The organism is Flavobacterium sp., assembly GCF_035456225.1.
Lineage (GTDB): Bacteria > Bacteroidota > Bacteroidia > Flavobacteriales > Flavobacteriaceae > Flavobacterium.
Genome location: NZ_DATIDM010000047.1, coordinates 1 through 21,235 on the forward strand (window position 1 = coordinate 1; position 21,235 = coordinate 21,235).

General features: G+C 36.7%; 22 protein-coding genes. 6 read left to right on the plus strand and 16 right to left on the minus strand.

The genetic code is table 11. The features are described from left to right. A partial coding sequence (locus tag VLB74_RS02655) for a T9SS type B sorting domain-containing protein (protein ID WP_325201922.1) occupies positions 1-470 on the plus strand: 470 nt, incomplete at its 5' end. A 485-nt stretch (positions 471-955) separates the two neighbouring features. Here the strand turns inward: VLB74_RS02655 and VLB74_RS02660 are convergent. Next, a complete protein-coding gene (locus tag VLB74_RS02660) occupies positions 956-2,146 on the minus strand; it encodes a pyridoxal phosphate-dependent aminotransferase (protein WP_325201923.1) in 1,191 nt (396 codons plus the stop codon). A gap of 127 nt (positions 2,147-2,273) precedes the next feature. Here VLB74_RS02660 and VLB74_RS02665 point away from each other — a divergent pair, with 127 nt between their 5' ends. After that, a complete protein-coding gene (locus VLB74_RS02665; protein ID WP_325201924.1) occupies positions 2,274-3,593 on the plus strand; it encodes a PDZ domain-containing protein in 1,320 nt (439 codons plus the stop codon). 46 nt (positions 3,594-3,639) lie between these two features. Here VLB74_RS02665 and VLB74_RS02670 read toward each other — a convergent pair whose 3' ends face one another. Beyond that, positions 3,640-4,074, minus strand: coding sequence for a DUF1573 domain-containing protein (locus VLB74_RS02670; RefSeq protein WP_325201925.1), 435 nt, complete (start codon positions 4,072-4,074; stop codon positions 3,640-3,642). A gap of 295 nt (positions 4,075-4,369) precedes the next feature. On the opposite strand from VLB74_RS02670, the gene VLB74_RS02675 reads away from it, so the two are divergent. Together VLB74_RS02675 and VLB74_RS02680 are read left to right on the plus strand one after the other, a co-directional pair. Next, positions 4,370-7,000, plus strand: a complete 2,631-nt coding sequence (locus VLB74_RS02675; RefSeq protein WP_325201926.1) for a valine--tRNA ligase — start codon at positions 4,370-4,372, stop codon at positions 6,998-7,000. A 487-nt stretch (positions 7,001-7,487) separates the two neighbouring features. Continuing rightward, the gene (locus tag VLB74_RS02680; RefSeq protein WP_325201927.1) at positions 7,488-8,411 is read left to right on the plus strand and encodes a hypothetical protein; all 924 of its coding nucleotides are present in this window, start codon (positions 7,488-7,490) and stop codon (positions 8,409-8,411) included. Positions 8,412-8,635: 224 nt separating this feature from the next. Here VLB74_RS02680 and VLB74_RS02685 read toward each other — a convergent pair whose 3' ends face one another. The 8 genes from VLB74_RS02685 to rsfS form a co-directional block, all read right to left on the minus strand. Further along, the gene (locus VLB74_RS02685; protein WP_325201928.1) at positions 8,636-9,112 is read right to left on the minus strand and encodes a hypothetical protein; all 477 of its coding nucleotides are present in this window, start codon (positions 9,110-9,112) and stop codon (positions 8,636-8,638) included. A gap of 489 nt (positions 9,113-9,601) precedes the next feature. Next, complete coding sequence (locus tag VLB74_RS02690; protein ID WP_325201929.1) at positions 9,602-10,387, minus strand: superoxide dismutase; 786 nt, start codon at positions 10,385-10,387, stop codon at positions 9,602-9,604. 35 nt (positions 10,388-10,422) lie between these two features. Beyond that, positions 10,423-10,704 carry an acyl-CoA-binding protein gene (locus VLB74_RS02695; RefSeq protein WP_325201930.1) on the minus strand — a complete coding sequence of 94 codons (282 nt, stop codon included), beginning with the start codon at positions 10,702-10,704 and terminating at the stop codon, positions 10,423-10,425. Further along, a complete protein-coding gene (locus tag VLB74_RS02700) occupies positions 10,705-11,370 on the minus strand; it encodes a phosphatidylserine decarboxylase family protein (RefSeq protein WP_325201931.1) in 666 nt (221 codons plus the stop codon). After that, a complete protein-coding gene (locus VLB74_RS02705; protein WP_325201932.1) occupies positions 11,351-12,193 on the minus strand; it encodes a phosphatidate cytidylyltransferase in 843 nt (280 codons plus the stop codon). Before VLB74_RS02705 ends, VLB74_RS02700 begins: the two co-directional genes overlap by 20 nt. 1 nt (position 12,194) lies before the next feature. Continuing rightward, a complete protein-coding gene (locus VLB74_RS02710) occupies positions 12,195-12,797 on the minus strand; it encodes a lactate utilization protein B/C (RefSeq protein ID WP_325201933.1) in 603 nt (200 codons plus the stop codon). Between the two features lie 110 nt (positions 12,798-12,907). Continuing rightward, on the minus strand, positions 12,908-14,845 hold the full coding sequence (ftsH, locus tag VLB74_RS02715) for an ATP-dependent zinc metalloprotease FtsH (RefSeq protein ID WP_325201934.1): 1,938 nt from the start codon (positions 14,843-14,845) through the stop codon (positions 12,908-12,910). Between the two features lie 12 nt (positions 14,846-14,857). After that, positions 14,858-15,229 carry a ribosome silencing factor gene (gene rsfS / locus VLB74_RS02720; RefSeq protein WP_325201935.1) on the minus strand — a complete coding sequence of 124 codons (372 nt, stop codon included), beginning with the start codon at positions 15,227-15,229 and terminating at the stop codon, positions 14,858-14,860. 95 nt (positions 15,230-15,324) lie between these two features. On the opposite strand from rsfS, the gene VLB74_RS02725 reads away from it, so the two are divergent. Beyond that, positions 15,325-16,056, plus strand: coding sequence for a biotin--[acetyl-CoA-carboxylase] ligase (locus VLB74_RS02725; RefSeq protein ID WP_325201936.1), 732 nt, complete (start codon positions 15,325-15,327; stop codon positions 16,054-16,056). Positions 16,057-16,111: 55 nt separating this feature from the next. Here the strand turns inward: VLB74_RS02725 and VLB74_RS02730 are convergent, their stop codons facing one another. Further along, a complete protein-coding gene (locus VLB74_RS02730) occupies positions 16,112-16,504 on the minus strand; it encodes an SRPBCC family protein (RefSeq protein ID WP_325201937.1) in 393 nt (130 codons plus the stop codon). Between the two features lie 49 nt (positions 16,505-16,553). Beyond that, complete coding sequence (gene pyrE, locus VLB74_RS02735) at positions 16,554-17,201, minus strand: orotate phosphoribosyltransferase (RefSeq protein WP_325201938.1); 648 nt, start codon at positions 17,199-17,201, stop codon at positions 16,554-16,556. 7 nt (positions 17,202-17,208) lie between these two features. Between pyrE and VLB74_RS02740 the strand changes: the two genes are divergently transcribed. Beyond that, a complete protein-coding gene (locus VLB74_RS02740) occupies positions 17,209-17,808 on the plus strand; it encodes an NUDIX hydrolase (protein ID WP_325201939.1) in 600 nt (199 codons plus the stop codon). Positions 17,809-17,912: 104 nt separating this feature from the next. Here VLB74_RS02740 and VLB74_RS02745 read toward each other — a convergent pair whose 3' ends face one another. From VLB74_RS02745 to VLB74_RS02760, 4 genes are all read right to left on the minus strand, one after another. Further along, entirely contained in the window at positions 17,913-19,646 is a 1,734-nt protein-coding gene (locus VLB74_RS02745) for a M14 family metallopeptidase (RefSeq protein WP_325201940.1), read from the minus strand. Between the two features lie 100 nt (positions 19,647-19,746). Then, positions 19,747-20,202 (minus strand): pantetheine-phosphate adenylyltransferase, encoded by a 456-nt coding sequence (gene coaD, locus VLB74_RS02750; RefSeq protein ID WP_325201941.1) that lies wholly within the window; start codon positions 20,200-20,202, stop codon positions 19,747-19,749. Then, a complete protein-coding gene (locus VLB74_RS02755) occupies positions 20,199-20,813 on the minus strand; it encodes a zinc-ribbon domain-containing protein (RefSeq protein ID WP_325201942.1) in 615 nt (204 codons plus the stop codon). Before VLB74_RS02755 ends, coaD begins: the two co-directional genes overlap by 4 nt. Positions 20,814-20,865: 52 nt before the next feature. After that, positions 20,866-21,235: D-alanine--D-alanine ligase family protein (locus tag VLB74_RS02760; RefSeq protein WP_414655584.1), on the minus strand; the 370-nt coding region annotated here is incomplete at its 5' end.

Here is a 21,235-nt window from a genome sequence, read left to right on the forward strand (position 1 = left end):
TCGCTACTGTTTCAAATTACTTTGAGGATACTCAAGCTATCACGGTAACCGTGGCAGGAACCGGACAGTATCTGTACAGTTTGGACGGAGGAGCATTCCAGACCAGCAATGTGTTTACGAATGTTTTACCGGGAGAGCATACAGTAACGATTCAGGATGCTAACGGATGTACGAATATCGTTCTTGAGCATATCATAACTATCGGTTATCCGCATTACTTTACACCGAACGGTGACGGTTATCATGATACCTGGAACATCTGGTCATTAAGTGACGATCAGCCGAATTCAGAGATCCATATCTATGACCGTTATGGTAAACTGATAAAACAAATTGTTCCTTCAGGAGCCGGATGGGACGGAACGTTTAACGGAGCGACTCTTCCATCTACAGATTACTGGTTTACCGTTAAATACAAAGAGAACGGAGTTGAGAAATTATTCAAAGCCCACTTCTCGATGAAACGATAATCATTTGATAATCTTAATATTGAAAAACCATCTCGTTACAAATAACGAGGTGGTTTTTTTATTGGTCTTAAGTAGAGTTTAAAACTAATATCTAAAAATATATAAGCCACGAATTCACGAATTGGGACTAAAATTCGTGAATTCGTGGCTTGTATTTAGTTGTGGGTTTACATACTTCTAATCCAAAGAGTTTTAGTTTAATTACTATTCCCTAAAAATTCAAATGGTTTCCCTAATAGCCCTGATGGGAGAGGAATTCCTGGCGTTGTGAGATTGCCTCGCAAGCTTGCAATGACAGATTACTTCACAAAGTATTATTGGATTTTTGTGTTCAGTGAATTTCATTTGAAACGGACAGCAGGAACACGGATTGCAAAAAAGTCCGAACCATTGCTTCGCCAATTCGCTATCGCTCGGGTCGCTCCTAAAAAACAAAAAAGCCTCCAGTTGGACTGAAGGCTTTCTATATTGAAATAAAGCTTTATTTAGTTGTTATAAACCTTTAAGGCTTCGTTTAATATCTGAACGGATTTTATTAAATCTTCTTTTTTAAGAACGTAAGCGATGCGTACCTCGTCTAATCCAACTCCTTTTGTAGAATAGAATCCGGCAGCCGGAGCAACCATAACAGTTTCGCCGTTAAAGTCGTAAGATTCCAATAACCACTGTGCAAAATCATCCGCGTTTTTGATAGGTAATTTTGCGATACAGTAAAAAGCACCTTTTGGAGTAGCTACTTTTACGCCTTCAATTTTGCTTAATTCGGCAATTAAAGTGTCGCGACGGTCTTTGTATTCGGTGATAACATCGTCAAAATAGCTTTGCGGCGTATCTAAAGCTGCCTCACTTGCAATTTGCGCATAGGTAGGAGGACTTAATCTTGCCTGAGCAAATTTCATAGCCGTAGCCATTACTTCTTTGTTTTTGGAAACAATGCATCCGATTCGCGCTCCACACATGCTGAAACGTTTTGAAACCGAGTCAATCATGATAGCGTGTTCTTCTAAACCAGGAACATTCATTACAGAATGGTGCGTGTATCCGTCGTAAGCAAACTCACGGTATACTTCATCAGCGATTAGGAATAAATCATGTTTTTTAACCAATTCGGCCAACTGCATGATTTCTTCTTTTGAGTATAGGTAACCTGTTGGATTACCAGGGTTGCAAATCAAAATCGCTTTTGTTTTTGGTGTAATCAGTTTTTCAAAATCAGCAATAGGAGGTAAGGCAAATCCTGTATCGATAGTTGAAATTACAGGAACTACATTTACACCTGATGCCGTTGAGAAACCGTTGTAATTAGCATAAAATGGTTCAGGGATGATGATTTCATCGCCTGCATCCATAGTGCTTCCCATTGCAAAAAGCAAGGCTTCAGATCCACCGGTAGTGATGATGATATCTTCGGTGTTTATAGGTAAGTTTTGTTTTTGGTAATAAGCAGCAAGCTTTTTTCTGTAACTTTCAAAACCTGCGGAGTGGCTGTATTCCAAAACAGTGATGTCTGCATTTTTAACAGCATTTAAAGCTACTTCCGGAGTTTTGATATCGGGCTGTCCGATGTTCAAATGGTATACTTTATGACCTTTTTTTTTCGCAATTTCTGCGTAAGGAACCAATTTACGAATTGGTGATTCAGGCATTTGCTGGCCTTTTGTTGAAATTTTAGGCATGTGTCGTTTATTTTGAGGTACAAAGTTGCGATATTTTTCATAAACTTTAAAAAATGAATTGTTATTAATTTTTTAAAGTTTTAGGAAATTAAATATTTATGTAGTAATTTTCAGAAAAACCTTCCTGATGAGAGCGATTGTTTTTGTCTTTTTCTTAATGCTCTGTAATTGCGTTTTCGGACAAAATGGTTTTCACTTTGAATCCGATAAGGACAAAGTTGTTATTCCTTTCACTTTCGTAGATAACCTGATAATACTCCCGGTTGAAATCAATGGTACTAAATTAAATATGCTTTTAGATTCCGGTTCAGAGCCGTCGATTATATTCAGTTTTCCTGAAAACGATACTATTCAGCTTTACAATACCAAAAAAATTAAGATTTCAGGTATGGGGAATGAAGAAATGGCTGAAGGTATTTATTCGGATACCAATATCGCCAATGTCAATGGTTATAAGAATGATAAATTTGACCTTTTGGTAATCCTTGATGAAAATCTCAATTTTTCTTCACGAATAGGAATTCCTGTTAACGGTATTTTGGGTTATTCTTTCTTCAAGAACAATGTTGTTGAGATTGATTATCAAAAAAAGAAAGTAACTGTTTACAGGGATCGAAAAATTCTATCAAAGAAAAGGATGAAGTCGTTTACAGATTTACCGATAACAGTTGTTAACGACAGAGCCTACCTGAACGTAAAAGCCAAATTGGATAAAAACGAAGTCGATTTAAAACTGTTAGTGGATACCGGGTTGGGTGACGGATTATGGTTGTTTGAAAATGATCTGATCAAGACTAATGATAATTACTTCGAAGATGTCTTGGGTGAAGGTATCGGTGGAACTGTTTTCGGGAAAAAATCGCGGCTGGATGAACTGGAATTTTCAGAATTTAAATTCAAATCTCCTTTGGTTTCTTACCCCGATACGTCTTCGTACAAACAGTTGCGATTGGTCAAAAACAGAAATGGTTCTCTGGGAGGAGCAATGCTTAAACGTTTTACCATTGTTATGGATTATAATGGAGGGCATCTTTATCTGAAGAAAAGCGGTTATTATAATGATCCTTTCAATTATAACATGAGTGGGATTGAAGTACAACATGGAGGGGTTCAATGGATTCAGGAGGTAGATAAAATACGGGATGACCGGTCTACTAACGTGTTAAATGTGAATGAGATAGCTTTGGATGAAAGTACGTTGAAATATAAATTCACTTTAAAACCGGTTTATGAAATAGCATCGGTAAGGAAAAATTCACCGGCTGAAGCTGCAGGTTTAAAAACAGGGGATAAGGTGTTGAAAATCAATAATAAAAATATTGGTAATCTTTCCAAACAGAAAATAGACGAGATGCTGCAGGAAGAAGACGGCAAAACTATTAAGATAGAAATAGAGCGTAAAGGAATAGTGAAGAAATTCGAATTCCAGTTAAAAAAGATATTATAAAAAATCCCCGCTTTGGCGGGGATTTTTATTTTATATGTTGCACAATTTATGATTGCGGACCAACTTTTTCTTTCTGAAGAACGTTTTTCTCTTCTTTCACAATTACTTCACCTTTAATGCGTAACGCTACTTTACCACCTTCGTAATTTACAGCATTCGATTCCACGGTAATAGTTTTAGAAATTTTACCAGGATTCATATTGTATTTTACTTCGATTTTTCCTGTTTTTCCAGGCATAATCGGTTCAGTTGGTTTAGTAGGAACGGTACAACCGCAAGTAGATTGTACGTTTGTGATGATTAACGGAGCATCACCCGTGTTGGTGAACTCAAAAGTTCTTACTCCATTGTCAGAATCTTTGGTAACGGTTCCGTAATCAATAGTGTTGTCTTTTGCTTTGAATTCGATTTTAGGTCCGGTTTGAGCATAAGACATTACGCTAAATGCTAAAGTCGCAACTAATCCCAATAATTTTTTCATCTTGTCAAGTTTTAATGGTTAATGTAAAATTACATTGTTTTAATAAACCAACAAATAATTTAACTCCTTTTTTTATTTGCTCAGTTATAGCTATTTTTGCAGATATATTTGCAAAAAGCATACCAATTTTTTTGGAGCGAATGTTTAGGCTCTTTTGCGGGCCGTTTTCCCGCTGTCCGCTCTACATGGTGCCGCTCCCATCGGGGCTATTAGAGAAACTAATCGCATTTTTGTAAACATTAGAAAAAAATTTTGCGGCATAAAGTCCGTATAACCAATAACAGAAGCAGCAGATATGACAATTCCGGCGCAATTTGAAGCGAAAGCAGCAGAGCAGAAATGGTACGATTACTGGATGAAGAACAACTATTTTCATTCAAAACCGGACCACAGAACACCTTACACCATTGTAATTCCGCCACCAAACGTCACCGGAGTCCTGCATATGGGGCACATGCTTAACAACACCATTCAGGATGTGTTGATTCGTCGTGCCCGATTGAAAGGTTTCAACGCTTGCTGGGTACCGGGAACGGATCACGCCTCTATTGCAACAGAAGCGAAAGTTGTTGCAAAATTAAAAGCAGAAGGAATCAATAAAAACGATTTAACCCGTGAAGAATTCTTAAAACACGCTTGGGAGTGGACCGAAAAATACGGAGGAACCATCCTGGAGCAATTAAAACAATTGGGCTGTTCTTGCGACTGGGACAGAACGAAGTTTACCATGGATCCGGATATGTCGGCTTCGGTAATCCGTTCGTTCGTTGATTTGTACAATAAAGGTTTGATCTACAGAGGCTACCGTATGGTGAACTGGGATCCGGAAGCAAAAACAACATTGTCCGATGAAGAAGTAATTTACGAAGAAAGACAAGGTAAATTATACCATTTAAAATATCAGATTGAAGGAAGCAACGAGTTTGTAACTATTGCTACAACGCGTCCGGAAACCATTTTGGGAGATACTGCTATCTGTATCCACCCGGAAGACGAGCGTTACCAGCATCTGAAAGGTAAAAAAGCAATCGTTCCCATCTGTAACCGTGTAATTCCAATCATTTTTGATGAATACGTGGATATGGAATTCGGAACTGGATGTCTGAAAGTTACTCCTGCTCATGATGTAAACGATAAAGAATTGGGTGTTAAGCACAATTTGGAAATCATCGATATTTTCAATGAAGACGCGACATTAAACAGTTTCGGATTGCATTATGCAGGAAAAGACCGTTTCGTAGTTCGTGAAGAAATTTCCAAAGAATTGGAATCTATCGGAGCTCTAGCAAAGACAGAAACGCATTTAAATAAAGTAGGAACTTCCGAAAGAACCAAAGCGGTAATCGAACCAAGATTATCTGACCAATGGTTCCTGAAAATGGAAGATCTTGTAAAACCTGCCATCAAAGCGGTTTTGGAAACAGAGGAAGTGAAATTATATCCGTCCCGTTTCAATAACACATACCGTCACTGGATGGAAAATATCCGTGACTGGAACATTTCCCGTCAGTTATGGTGGGGTCAGCAAATTCCGGCCTATTTCTACGGAGAAGGCAAAGAGGATTTCGTAGTGGCAGAAACTCCGGAAGCAGCATTGGAATTGGCAAAACAAAAAACAGGAAACGCTTCGTTACAGGCTTCCGATCTAAAACAGGACGCCGATGCATTAGATACATGGTTCTCGTCATGGTTATGGCCAATGGCTGTTTTCGGCGGAATCATGAATCCGGACAACGAAGATTTCAAATATTATTATCCGACAAACGACTTGGTAACCGGTCCGGACATTTTGTTCTTCTGGGTAGCCCGTATGATTATCGCAGGTTACGAATATGCCGATGCTAAACCGTTCAACAATGTTTACCTGACTGGTTTGGTTCGCGATAAACAAGGTCGTAAAATGTCGAAATCCCTTGGGAATTCACCTGAACCTCTTGGACTGATTGAAAAATTCGGTGCCGATGGTGTTCGTTGCGGATTATTGTTGAGCGCTTCGGCTGGAAACGATATTTTGTTTGATGAAGAATTATGTAATCAAGGTAAGGCTTTCGCAAATAAAATCTGGAATGCTTTCCGTTTGATCAAAGGGTGGGAGGTAGCTGATATCGCTCAACCGGAATCGTCAAAAGTGGCTATCGAATGGTATGAAGCGAAGTTGCAGAAAACGTTGGCGGAAATCGAAGATAACTTCTCGAAATACAGAATTTCAGATGCCCTGATGGCAACTTATAAATTGGTTTGGGACGATTTCTGTTCGTGGTTCCTTGAAATGATTAAACCGGGCTACCAGCAGCCGATCGACCGTACAACTTTCGATAAAGCGATTGAAATGTTGGAAACGAATTTGAAATTACTGCACCCGTTCATGCCGTTCTTAACAGAGGAAATTTGGCAGCACATTGCTGAAAGAACTCCGGAGCAGGCATTAATTGTTGCGGAATGGCCAAAAGCAACTTCAGCAAATGAAACTTTGATTTCTGATTTCGATTTTGCTACGGAAGTAATTTCAGGTGTGAGAACCATCCGAAAAGACAAAAACATTCCGTTCAAGGATACTATCGAGTTGAAAGTAGTTAACAATGAAAAAGCGTCAACATTCTTTGATTCAATAATTATAAAATTAGGAAACATTACTGCTTTGGATTATGTTTCTGAAAAAGTAGACGGTGCTTTGTCTTACCGTGTGAAATCAAACGAGTATTTTATCCCGATTACTGGTAATGTCGATATCGATGCCGAAATCGGTAAACTGACAGAAGAACTAAATTACACAAAAGGTTTCTTAAAGTCGGTTCAGGCGAAATTATCCAATGAGAAATTCGTCGCGGGAGCACCAGAGAAAGTAATTGAAATGGAACGCAAAAAAGAAGCAGATGCTTTGGCAAAGATTGCTACGTTAGAGCAGAGTCTGGTTAGTTTGAAATAAAAACTCATTTATAATTTAACAAAAAGAGGTTGTCCCACTTTTGAGACAACCTCTTTTTTATTGATAACACCTTAAATCTGACTACAAAATCAATTCTTTATCGACTTTTAAGGTGTGGACACAAGTGCTATGCATAACGCATTAGGCTACGGATGAAACAGATTATACTGATCGGTACGGATTTATTGGGTAAACTAAAATAATTGGAATAAATCACGATCAGTTTTTAAAATCAGTTTGGAATTTATTTGTGTAAATCCGTTTAATCAGTATGATTTCAGATTGTTTTGATAAGCCATTTGTCCAAGTAAAAAACAACTATAGATAATGGAATCATTTTGAGTGTACGTTCCTCGGTTAAAATGTTCATTATAAAGATGTTATTGAAATGGAGTGAATTAGATTAACAAATATTTTCGTAAATTTGATAAGCAGTTTTCCCCCTTTTCAAACCGCGTGGTTCAATACAAATCAAAATACTTTTACTATGAAAAATCTTACTTTTAAAGCGCCGGTCCTTATGCTGCTGCTGTTTGGTAGTGTTTTGTATGGACAAACTGAAGAAACAGTAAAAGCTGGGGAAGTCCCCGCTGCTGTTCAGGATACTGTTGCTACTGTTCAGGATACTGGTAATGACAGTAATCTTCGCGATGTACCATGGTATGTGGAAAGATTTAGGGTGTCAGCTGGTTTTTACGAAATGATAAATAATACCACTATAAGTATTGAGGGTACTTCCGGTAGAGGAACTGATGTTGATTTTGAGAGAGATTTAGGGTTCGACAAGAAAAATTCAACTTTTTTAGGTGAATTTGAATGGAGATCTTCGAGTCGCTCCCGTTTTAACTTAAGTTATTTCAATTCCCGAAGAAACACTAGTAAAACTATAGACAGGGAACTTACAATAGGAGATGAAACATATCCTATAAATTCTGATTTGCGAACTGAGATTGAAACTAATTTCTTCCGTTTTTCTTATGGCTATGCCATTTTTAGCAAACCAAAATATGAAGCTGGGTTATTGATTGGTACCCATACGATTACCACAAAAATTGGAATAGAGTTTCGGGGTGAAACTGCCGAAATTGAAAAAAACAGAAAATATGATGCAGTTGCACCATTAGTCGATTTTGGAATTTGGGGAGGATACGCTTTTACCGATAGATTTGCCTTAAGAGCTGAACTAAACTATTTTCAGTTAAAAATTGACAATTTTGATGGGAAAACCTTTGGCTATAATTTGGCAGCTGTCTACAGAGTTTGGAAGAAACTTGATGTAGCCCTCGGTTATGCCGGTTTGGATTTAAATGTGAATTTTGATGAAAACAATGCTGACTATGATATTGACTGGGGACATAACGGTTTAATGTTATTTGTAAGTTATTCCTTTGGAAATAAAAAATGGAGATAAATTTGTTTTAAGAGGATGGAATAATGAAGCAGATACTGTCTAAATGCTTTTCCTTTTAGCGATAAATCCTCATGAAATAGGGTTGGCAGAATTAGAGGAAGGGAATCAACATGACTGAACAACGTTTAGTTCGCTTAAAAAAGGAAAGATACATTGTAAAAGATATAAAAATCCCAAGTATAAGTACTTGGGATTTATTATATCTGCAATTTTTTAATCTAATATTACTTTGAACGGTCCATATCGCCAATAAAAGGAATTGCGTTCTGGGTTTCCGCCATGATTGCCGTTTGTAATCCGTTCTCTAATTGAATGAATTTGGCTGCATCTATCGCTCCTATGGCTTTTTTCATTTTTTCATAATATTTTGAATACAGTTTGTCGTAAGCCATTTCATTTTTAAGTGTTGCTTTTAGGAGCTGATCAGCTTTCTCATTAGACAACGACTCATAATTGTTGATGTAGTCATTAATCAATTCGATTCTTTTTTTTCCTAAAAGTTTGCGTTCTTGCTCATAGGCGTCATAGACTTTCCAAAAGGCGGAAGCTTGGGATTCTTTTAGCGCCATGTACGTATTGACTAATTCTTTTTTGGATTTTCCATATTTCCCCTGAATGATTTCAATATCTTCTTTTGCAGTAGATTGAGCGAAAGTAACAGAAGAAATTACAAACGTAGCGATCAAAAATAATTTTTTCATAGTTGTTCCTTTTTTAGTTAGAAAAAATATTAAGATGATGGTAAGGCCATTAACTTAATAGTAATTTGAATGAATGAATTTTGTATTTTTATTTGAATGCAGATTCAGCAGTTTCATTTTGATTGTTTGCCAATCTGATTTTAAAAAATTTGCATGTTGACAGACGCGCTTTACAAATTGATTTTTTACTGTTTCAACATGTAGTAAATTTACTAAAATTTTATTTAAAGTGCTGATTTGTATTGTGTTGTGGTGTATGTTTTGTCGTTTTTTTTGGCCCTTTTGTAGAATATTTTAGAATTTGTAAATCAATGGAGATAGCTATTTGATTTTTGTAACTGTCGAAATTAATATTCACAATTTCAGAAAAAGAGAAGGGCATAAAAACGAATTCGTTTTTATGCCCTTCTCAGAAGTTGTTCTTTAAACCTGTTTCGCCCGATTGCTATAACTGTTTGTTTAGATTCAAGAATCCGAAATAAGGTTGTTTTATTCCTTCACAACCCTTTTCATCGCTTCAAGATACTTTTTCTCAACAACACTCCAATTAACCACGTTAAAGAAGGCTGAAATGTATTCGCCACGTCTGCTTTGATATTTCAGGTAGTAGGCGTGCTCCCAAACGTCCAAAGCAAGAATAGGTGTTCCGGAAACCGGCATATCCGGCATTAAAGGATTGTCTTGATTTTGGGTGCTTCCAACAACTAATTTTCCTGCTTTGTTGACTACAAGCCAAGCCCAACCCGAACCAAACTGTTTACTGGCAGCATCCACAAATTGTGCTTTAAAGGCATCATAGGAACCAAAATCACTGTTGATAGCTGCTGCCAAACTGTCTTTTGGTTGTCCGCCTGCTTTCGGACTCATAACTTCCCAGTACAAATTATGGTTGTAATAGCCTCCGGCATTATTTCGAATTGCCATATTGTTAGGATCCGATCCTTTCAGAATTTCTTCCAGTTTCCATTTTTCCAAATCCGTTCCGGCAATGGCTTTATTTAAATTGTTACAATAGCTTAAATGATGACGCGAATAGTGAATTTCCATTGTTTTTCCATCCATATAAGGCTCTAATGCGTTGTAAGCATAAGTTAGTCCACGCATTTTGAATTTTCCTTTTTCGGCTTTTACTTCGGCCGGGTTTCCATATACGGATTGGGTTTCCTGCGCTTCAGGTTCCGGAATTTGAATTACTTCTTCAAGATTGCTCTTCTGACGGCAAGCGAAAAGTGTTAGGAAGGCTAAACCAAGAAATGCTATTTTTTGTGTTTTCATGGAAAATGTGTCTTAAAAGAAAGAACGAAATCCGGTTACAAATTTCGTTCTTTCATTAGTTTATTGATAATCTCAATATATCGTTTTTTTGCTTCGTCTGATGTGAGATGGTTTACCTGCATCCATGCGTTAAGCTTGAATGCGCTTCGCAGGTTTTGGGAATCCTGACGAAAATAAAAGCTGTCAGTCTCATCGGCTGTGGCCTGTTTGTACAGACCATAAAGGATTAACTGCAAATCTATCGGTACAGAAGCTTGCGGGATTAATTGGGCATTTTTAAAAGCCTCATCAAATAAGATGTCTAAATCTTCTCCCATCTATTGTTTAATGGCAATGATTGTTTTTCCGCCAATTGCCTTTTCGTTAAGCTTTACGTTAACTTGGGTACCTAAAGGTAAGTATAAATCTACTCTCGAACCAAATTTAATGAAACCGGCATCGGTGCCTTGTACAACCTGCATACCTTCTTTTGCATAGTTTACAATACGTCGAGCCAAAGCACCGGCAATCTGACGGTAAAGAATCTCTCCGAAAACACGGTTTTCTACTACCACTGTGGTTCTTTCGTTTTCTTCACTTGCTTTTGGATGCCAGGCCACAAGGTATTTTCCAGGATGGTATTTACTGTATTTAACCAAACCATTAACGGCATAACGAGTTACATGTACGTTTATCGGCGACATGAAGATAGAAACCATCAAACGCTTGTCTTTATAATATTCAGGTTCGAAAACCTCTTCGATCACTACCACTTTTCCGTCTACAGGAGCAATAACATGATTGTCGTTAATTAGTGTGACACGTGTCGGATTTCTGAAAAATTGTAAGACCATTATAAGCATAAACAACGTCAGAACCTGAATAGCCATTTTTAGCCAAGGCAATGTTGTTACAAGGTAATCCGCTCCAAAAATGATTACTGTGGCAGCAATGGTAGCTCCCAAAATAATTTTAGCGCCTTCTTTATGAAATTGTATGAACATAGTTTAAAATTTGATAAAATAAATAAAGAAATGGTATTGCAAATATAACACTATCTAATCGATCTAAAATACCTCCGTGTCCTGGCATTATCTTTCCGCTGTCTTTAACTCCGGCGACACGTTTGAATCTTGATTCGATTAAGTCTCCTATAGTGCCGAAAAGGCCAACAATTAAGCCGGTGCAAATCCAGATTACAGGTGTTAAAAATGTAAAGAAATAACTTAATATATAGCTGCCAATCATCGTAAATACTAATCCCCCCACAAAACCTTCAATGGTTTTTTTAGGTGAAATACGTTCGAAAAGTTTGTGTTTTCCAAACGATTTTCCGGTGATATAGGCAAAAGTGTCATTGGTCCAAATGAGTATAAAAATTCCGATGATGATTTTAGGGTTAAAATCCACGCCACTTTTTTGGTAAAAATCCATTACAATAAAAGGCGTTTTCATCAGTAATATAGACGGTATGATGATGTAACCAAAAAGGCTGACATACTTCGACATTTTATCGTTTTTGGGTCTTCTGTTTTCAACGAACAAATCAGCGATTAAGTTTACTGATACAAAAAGAGCCGCGAGGCACAACAGAATGTCAGTATTGAAATTGTTTTTCGGAGAACAAAAAAACAGTATGAAGCTTATCAGGGCAAGTAAGATTGGCAGATTCTGTTTCAGATGAATCAGTTTGCTGAATTCGGAAACCGTTATAATCATGAACAGTCCAAAAAGCAAAATGAAACTATATTCTGAATATAAAGTTGCCGAAACGAGAATTAAAATATAAAGTAAACCGGAAATGGTTCGAGTTACATTTTCATGCATGCTATAAGTCTTCTAGAAGCAGCAAATATAAGTTTTTTGGACAACTTCCGTACTGTAAGAAGTCTTCTTCTTTTGCTTTTTCAAAATATTTAAAAGTGGTGATGTTCGTTGGATACTCTTTATCGTATCTTTTTTTGATTTCGCGTAAACCATCACTTTTGTTGCCGATAATCTGGCTCGTAGTTGCAAGAATTACGATGTGGGAAGGCAAATCATTAGGTTTGAATTGTTTAATCTGATTAGAGGAAAACAGAATGGAACCTTCATCTGCAATCAGATTTTCACAGGAAGCCAGTAAAAATATCGGATTTTTTGGATTTGTGTGGTTTAATTTGTTTTCATCAAGAAGGCTGAAAAGCTTCGGTTCCAAACACATGGTTTCTTTTTCAAACCAGTCATTTTCTTCCAAAATACTTTCGAAATTCTCGTGAACTTCATTTAGGTTTTCACAATAGAGGAATTTACCTCCATTTTTTTTGAAGTTATAAGTAAAAAGTTCATCTATGGGCATTTTAGGCTCCGGATGATAAGGGCTTAATTCGCCTTCCTTATCCTCGTGGGAACCTTCTGAAGCTGCGCCAAAAAATTTTCTAAAAAGATTCATAAAATATTTTAAATCTCGAAATATTGTATTTGAAAACACTCAAAGATAAAAAAATCTTAATTCAATCTCGCAATCGAATTAAGATTTTTATAATATTTTCTTAAAAAAAATTACTGCAATTCCGTAATTGGTTCACTCTCTGTTTTTTCGAAAGGACGTTTACCAAAGATTGTTTCAAGGTCATCTTTAAAAATAACCTCTTTTTCAATCAGAATATCTGCCAATTGAACCAGTTTGTCGCGGTTTTCTTTCAGGATTTGAATTGCTCTTGCGTACTGACTTTCGATTAAATCGGAAATCTCTTTGTCGATTACACGAGCAGTCTCTTCAGAATACGGTTTTGAGAAGTTGTAATCGCTCTGACCTGATGAATCATAATAGGTAACGTTTCCTAATTTATCATTCAAACCATAAACAGTAACCATGGCACGTGCTTGTTTCGTTACTTTTTCCAAATCACTTAAAGCTCCGGTTGAAATTTTATCAAAAATCACTTTTTCTGCAGCTCTACCACCCATAGTGGCGCACATTTCATCAAGCATTTGTTCAGGACGAACGATTAAACGCTCTTCCGGTAAATACCATGCGGCACCTAAACTTTGTCCGCGAGGTACAATTGTTACTTTTACCAATGGCGCAGCGTGTTCAAGCATCCAGCTTACCGTGGCGTGACCGGCTTCATGAATGGCAATAGCGCGTTTTTCAGCAGGAGTGACGATTTTATTTTTCTTTTCCAATCCGCCGACAATTCTGTCAACCGCATCAAGGAAATCTTGTTTATCCACAGATTTTTTACCTTTTCGGGCTGCAATTAGGGCAGATTCGTTACAAACATTAGCAATGTCAGCACCCGAAAAACCTGGAGTCTGTTTTGCTAAAAATTCAGTATCCAATTCCTCTGATTTTTTCAAAGGTTTTAAATGTACTTCAAAAATTTCTTTACGCTCACGGATGTCCGGTAAGTCAACATAAATCTGTCTGTCAAAACGTCCGGCACGCATAAGTGCTTTATCTAAAACGTCAGCACGGTTAGTAGCGGCTAATACGATTACGTGTGTATTTGTGCCGAACCCGTCCATTTCCGTTAAAAGTTGGTTCAGGGTGTTTTCGCGTTCATCGTTTGAGCCTGAAATGTTGTTTTTTCCACGGGCGCGTCCTACGGCATCAATCTCGTCAATGAAGATGATGGCAGGGGATTTTTCTTTTGCCTGTTTGAACAAATCACGTACGCGGGAAGCTCCAACTCCCACGAACATTTCAACGAAATCCGATCCGGAAAGTGAAAAGAATGGCACTTGCGCTTCACCGGCAACGGCTTTTGCTAATAAGGTTTTACCTGTTCCCGGAGGTCCTACCAACAAGGCTCCTTTTGGGATTTTACCTCCGATTTCTGTATATTTTTCAGGATTTTTCAGGAATTCAACAATCTCCTGAATTTCTTCTTTGGCACCTTCTAATCCGGCAACATCCTTAAATGTGGTTTTGACATCTGTTTTTTCGTCAAACAATTTAGCCTTCGATTTTCCAATGGAGAAAATCTGTCCGCCACCTCCGCCAGCACCTCCACCAGACATTCTACGCATCATGAAGATCCAGAATCCGATAATGATGATTATTGGAAGGAAGCTTATTAGGATGTCCCCCCAATTATTTTCCGGTTCAGATGAATAATCGTTTAATTTTCCGGAAGTCCTTGCTTCATCCAGTTTCTTTTGAAATAATTCAGAATTTCCGATGTCTAAAGTGTAATGAGGACCTACATTCTCTTTGCCTAACAGGGTTTTTTTCTCTACTTTACTGTGAGTCTTACTGTTTAAAGCTTCTTTTTTAAGGTAAACCTGTGCGGTAGTTTTGTTGAAGACCACTTTGTTTACTTGATTGGAATCTAAAAACTGATAAAATTTAGACAAAGTTGTAGGGCGGACTTCCTGAAAACTGGATCCGCTGGAAACTATTTGGATTGCAACTAAAATTAATAGTATCGCACCATAAATGACCCATGGGCTTACTTTAATTTTGGTAGGATTGTTTTTTTTATCTTTTGACATGTAGTGTGAATGTTAGAATTTGTTTTCGATCGAAGTGATTTTTGCATCACCCCACAAACCTTCAATGTTGTAGTAGTCACGAATGTGTTTTTGGAAAACATGAACGACAATGCTCACATAATCCATTAAAACCCACTCACCATTTTCAGCACCTTCAACGTGCCATGGTTTGTCTTTTAAATCTTTAGAAACTACTTTTTGAATTGAGTTAACGATAGCGTTAACCTGTGTATTGGAGTTACCGTTGCAGATTACGAAATAATCACATACGGTATTTTCGATTGCTCTTAAATCCAGAATATCAATATTGTTACCTTTTACTTCTTCTATTCCTTTAATGATGTTAGCTAATAACGCATCATTGTTAATCTCCTTTTTCGCCATCTATATTTTAATATGTTTTTCGCAAAGTTACCAATTTTTGTCTTTATTTTTGAACCTTAACATAAGATTAAACTTCATAAAGCCAAATTATTTATATGAACATCATCAAACTCGATGCCACATCTTCAACAAATGACTTTTTAAAAACATTACTGACAAAACAGTTTGTTGAAAATTTCACTGTCGTTACTGCTGAAAATCAGACTTCAGGGCGTGGACAAATGGGTTCGATTTGGGAAGTTGAATCAGGTAAAAACCTGACTTTTAGTGTGTTGGTTAAGGATTCTCTTGTGGATATATATGAGATTTTTCATTTGAATGTTCTCGTTGCGGTCTGTATTGTGCAGGTGCTGGAACAGTTTAAGATTTCTAATTTAGCGATTAAATGGCCAAACGACATTTTGGCAGATAATAAAAAAATTGGCGGGATTTTAATTGAAAACAGTTTGAAGAGCAATGGTGAAATCGTTTCAATTGTGGGTATCGGATTGAATGTGAACCAAAAAGACTTCACCGATTTGCCAAAAGCGAGTTCTTTATCTAATATTCTGAATCAGGAATTTGACAAAGAGGCAATCCTGATTTCCATTATAGAAACGTTAAAACGCAACATGGCTTTATTTCAAAATAAAGAGTATGACTCTTTTTGGTTAAAGTATGATGAAAAGTTATTTAAAAAAGGACTTCCTATGCCTTTTGAGGATAAAGACGGACTTCGTTTTATGGGAATAATTCACGGGGTTACGTCTAACGGGAAACTCCAAGTGTTGTTGGAAGACGATACCGTGAAAACATTTGATATTAAAGAAATTCAGATGTTGTATTAAAAAGAAAAACCTATTCGTTTCCAAATAGGTTTTATATCCTTGTGTAATTGATAAATTACAGTTTGTTCATGTTTCCTGCCAGGGTTTCGATGAATTTCGTTATCGGACCTTTAACCATCATCGCCATCATCGGATTGAATTCGCCTTCGAAAAGTAATTGGACTTCTGAAGTATTTGGTGTCAATGAATTGATGTTAGCTGTTAAGGTGAAAGGCAATTTGTCGCTGGCTGCACCCAAAACAACTTTGTTAGGAGCCACTTTGTCTTTCATTTTTAATTTTATTTCCGGCATGCCTTTAAGTCCGAAGATAAACGCATTTTCGTCTAAAACTTCAAATTTTGCAATGCTTTCAGGCATTAGTTTCTCAAAATTCTTAACATCGGTCAAAGATGTAAACAAATAATCTGCTGATTTTTCTACGTTGACTTTTGGACTTTCTAAATTCATTATTTAAATAGTGTTAGATTAATGCATAACCGGATGCAGGAAAACGTTTTTATACTTCTACACCCCAAGTAGATGGGCTTTTACGCCATTCTTTCAAGGTGTCATATTCGTCTTCCGTAATATATTGCTTTGCAACGGCCTCTTTCAATAACATGTCGTAATTACCAAGTGTGAAAAGTTCAACATTGGCTTTTTTGAAATTTTGTTCAGCGATTTCAAATCCGTAAGTGAAAATAGCCACCATCCCTTTAACATTGGCACCGGCAGCTTTTAATGCTTCTACAGCCTGTAAACTGCTTTTTCCGGTACTGATTAAATCCTCTACGACCAATACGCTTTGGCCTTTCTGTAAGAAACCTTCAACCTGATTTTCTCTTCCGTGTTTTTTAGGCTCCGGACGAACATATACGAAAGGAAGTCCCATAATTTCAGCAACAAGCATACCGATTCCGATGGCACCAGTTGCAACACCGGCAATCACATCGGGTTTGCCAAATTGTTTTTCAATATTTTTGGCAAATTCTTCACGAAGGTAATTTCTTATCGGTGGAAATGAGAGAGTTATGCGGTTATCGCAATAAATAGGCGATTTCCATCCAGAAGCCCATGTAAAAGGATTTTTTGGATTTAATTTAATTGCGTTTATTTGTAAAAGCAATTCGGCAGTTTTCTTAGCTGTGTCTGTGTTAAAAATCATACTGCAAATGTATAAAGTTTTTGTAAACGATAAGCCTCTTTTCTTAACAAATCAAGTTGTTAAAGAAACTGATTTTCAGCTCTTTCTGTTAGAAAGTGTTGATATTAAGCAAATTATAGTGAAAATGTTTCAGAATAAAATTACGAAAGCATTTTTATATCATCCCGATGAAAAAGAAATTTTAACAAAGTTAAAGGAAAAAATTCCTGCAGTCAAGGCCGGAGGCGGATTAGTTTTTAATAAAAACAACGAAGTTCTGTTTATTTTTAGAAACGGAAAATGGGATTTGCCTAAAGGAGGAACCGAAAAAGGGGAGGTGATAGAGGAAACGGCCATTCGGGAAGTTGAAGAAGAAACAGGTGTTACCGGATTGAAAATTACGCGGAAACTCCAAAAAACATATCATATTTTTAAACGTAATGGCAAGTACAAATTAAAAATTACGCATTGGTTTGAAATGAGAACGGATTTTGAAGGCAAATTACAAGGCCAAGCCGATGAAGGAATTGAAAAGGTGATGTGGTTAAAACCGGAAGAAAGAAAGGAAGCGCTTGGGAATTCATATGAGAACATCAAATTACTTTTTGAAGAAGAAAAAGTGATTTAAAAATTTTTTGAACGACAGTTTTTTTCTTCAGCCTTACAGAAGGTTTTGATAAAAATAAAAAAGGTCACATGAAATTTTCGTGTGACCTTTTTCAGTTAATCTGATTAATAACGCATTACTTTATAAATAGGGTATTGCAGATGTTCTTTTTCATAATATTTGGAATGTTTGTAAACCCAATCCAATTGGGCTTCACCACTGTCGGCAAATTTTTTGTCTTCCTGACGTTTCTTTTCCAATTCTGCTTTTAATTTCGGATTTTCATCCAGGATCTGCTTGGCTAAATCTTCAAATACATAAGCCGAATAATGTTCTTTTTGCTGTAAAATAGTATCGAAGAAATTCCAATTGAAGAACGAATCAGCAGCTTCCGGTTCCAATGTTTCCAACAGGTATTTTACGTTTTTCTGATTTGTTTTCACCACAAAATCCCCTTCGCTGAATTTTATATTTTCACGACTCGCGGTAACAGAAGTATTGTAATGTCCGTAATGGCCTTCAAAAGCTTCTTTGCTGGTTTTATAGTCGGCAATTTTATAGCTTTCCACATTAAGTACCGTATCTTTTTTCAAAGGCTGCATGTCTATTTTGTTTTGGCGAAGCAATTCAATTACCTCCCAATATTGTTTCGGAACGATATAAGATTCCGGGATAGTGATTTCTTTTTTAGGTTTATACACTTCATAAAAAGGAATCATTTTTTTGAACGGTTTGGTTCGGTCATAGTACAAGCGTGGTTTTCCTGAAACTTCACTCGGCTTGTATTTTGCTTCATAACCTAAAAACGGAATTTGTTTTACTTGTGCCGAATCAATTTCCCATTGCACGGTGTATTTGCTGTGAGGATAATAATTGGCCAGGTTCTCCTGACGCAGTTTTTTAATTTCAGCTGCATTTTTATCCGTAAAATTTAAAGTGGACAACATGTATTCGTAAGTTACCTTTACTCTGTCTGAATATTTTTTCAGCATGTGTGTTTCTACCATGGAGCCTAACGTATTGAACATACTGGCATATCCGGTTGAAAATCTTGGTGTTTCCATGCTTTTGGCAAAACCTTTTTCAGGAACATCATTATAGATGTTTACATAGGGAACGGATTCGATTTTTTTGTCTTTCAGATCTTTTAAAATGGAAGGCACCATCTGTTCGTTGAAGAATTTGCCTAAATTTCCACCCAATTTTTGATAATGCGTGGCAATGTAAGTCAGCGTATACTGATAATCAGCGCCGTTACTTACGTGGTTGTCAATGAAAACATCCGGATTAACGATGTTGAAGATTACCTGAAAGCTTCTGGAGTTTCTTGTGTCGGATTTTATAAAATCGCGATTCAAATCGAAATTTCTTGAATTTCCTCTGAAACCATACGCTTCTGGTCCGTTTTGATTGGCTCGGGAAGTTGAGTTTCGGTTCATGGCGCCACCAACATTATAAACAGGAATTGCTACGACAATAGTGTTTTTTGGTGCTGCAATTTTACCTGTAGCCAAATCTCTCATGAATAACATGGTAGCGTCGATACCGTCGGTTTCACCGGGATGGATACCGTTGTTGATTAGTATTACCGTTTTGTTTTGTGAGTTGATGACTTTAAAATCAAAATTTTTCTCTGGATTGAAAGTAACGATATGCAACGGTTCTCCGTTATCGGTAGCTCCCATGGTTTTTACCGAAATCGTTTCGAAGCTTTTATCCAGATTATGATAGTAATTCATTGCTTCGCGATAGGTAGCCGACTGGTTTCCGTTCCCTTTTTCAAAAGGTGTTTTTAAATCGGACTGCTGTGCAAAAAGCATTGAAGTGCCTAAAAGGAATAAGCCTAAAGTTTTTTTCATAAATGTAAAATTTATTTATTAGAGGTCATTTATGGTATCGCTTTTTTGTTTATTGGTGTTTGCTTGCGCAAACTCTTTATTAAAGGCGATTTCATAGTTATTATTTGGTTTTGACAGATTCGGGTACTAAAATAGTATAATCTCCGCCATTTCGGATTACGTCACGGACAATACTTGAACTGATGTGTGAAGTATCGATCGCCGTCAGTAAAAATACGGTTTCGATATCCGACAGCTGGCGGTTGGTATGTGCGATTGCTTTTTCGAATTCGAAGTCGGCCGGGTTGCGAAGTCCACGCAGGATGAATTGTGCATTCAATTTGTGACATAGGTCAATGGTTAATCCTTCATAAGTCACCACAGAAACTTTCGGTTCGTTTTTGAAGGAATCTTCGATGAATTTTTTGCGGTCTTCGAGTGAAAACATGTATTTTTTTTCGGCATTGATACCGATGGCAACCACGATTTCATCAAACAACGGTAAAGCTCTTTTTATGATGTCGTAATGGCCCAAGGTTATCGGATCAAATGAGCCTGGGAATATTGCTTTTCTCATGGTTCCTTTCTATTTATTTCATAAATAATATTAGAATTATACATTTTAATTACTTCGTTTAATTTGAAACCTTGAAGTATTTTGTAATTGGCATCTACGTCAATACTTTTAATTTTAGAAAAATCATCTACAATAAAATTGTTCTTATAAACGAAAATACTGTCTGAAGTAACACTATTAACCTTGTAGGTGGTATATCCAGAATCATTTTTAATTAGATATGTATCATTCTTATTGGGCTTCAAAATATATTCTTTTTCTTTCTTCTTCATTTGAACTCCAGTATTAATAGCAAACCCCAGAATAATTAAAACAATTAAAATACCGGAAAAATGACGAAATGGTACTTTATAACTCGTGGAATTAAACTCATTGACAACTTTTTCTTTTTCAATATGGTTTAAATCGCTTTTTTTGATTCTTCTGCCACAATTACTGCAAGAGAGATTGTAGTCTTTTTTTAGAGGTAACATTGGGATAAAAAATAAGGTTATATAACCTCCCTTTATTACCATGTCGAGATTTGTTTTTTTGTTACAAGAGTTACAAGAGTAATTATTGATTTGTACTCTTTTTAAAATTTTAAAAACTTTATCTGGATGGAATATCATTTATTAAGTATTATTGTCTTTAAGTATAATAGTTTATTTTGATATTCATTTCCTATAACGCCAATTCAATAGCATTATCGAACAATTCGGTTAACGAAATTCCGGCAACTTTGGCCTGTTGCGGTAAAATGCTTTCGGTGGTTAATCCCGGAATCGTGTTCATTTCCAGCATATAGGGTTCGCCGTTTACGATAATGAATTCACTTCGGGAGAAACCTTTCATCTTTAAAACTTCATAGGCTTTTTTGGAAACGGCTTCCACTTTCTCTCGAATGTCATCTGAAATTCGGGCAGGGGTGATTTCCTGTGATTTTCCTAAATATTTGGCTTCGTAGTCGAAGAAATCGTTTTCGGAAACAATTTCGGTTATTGGTAAAACCTTTGTTTCACCTCTGTAATTGATTACGCCAACTGAAACTTCT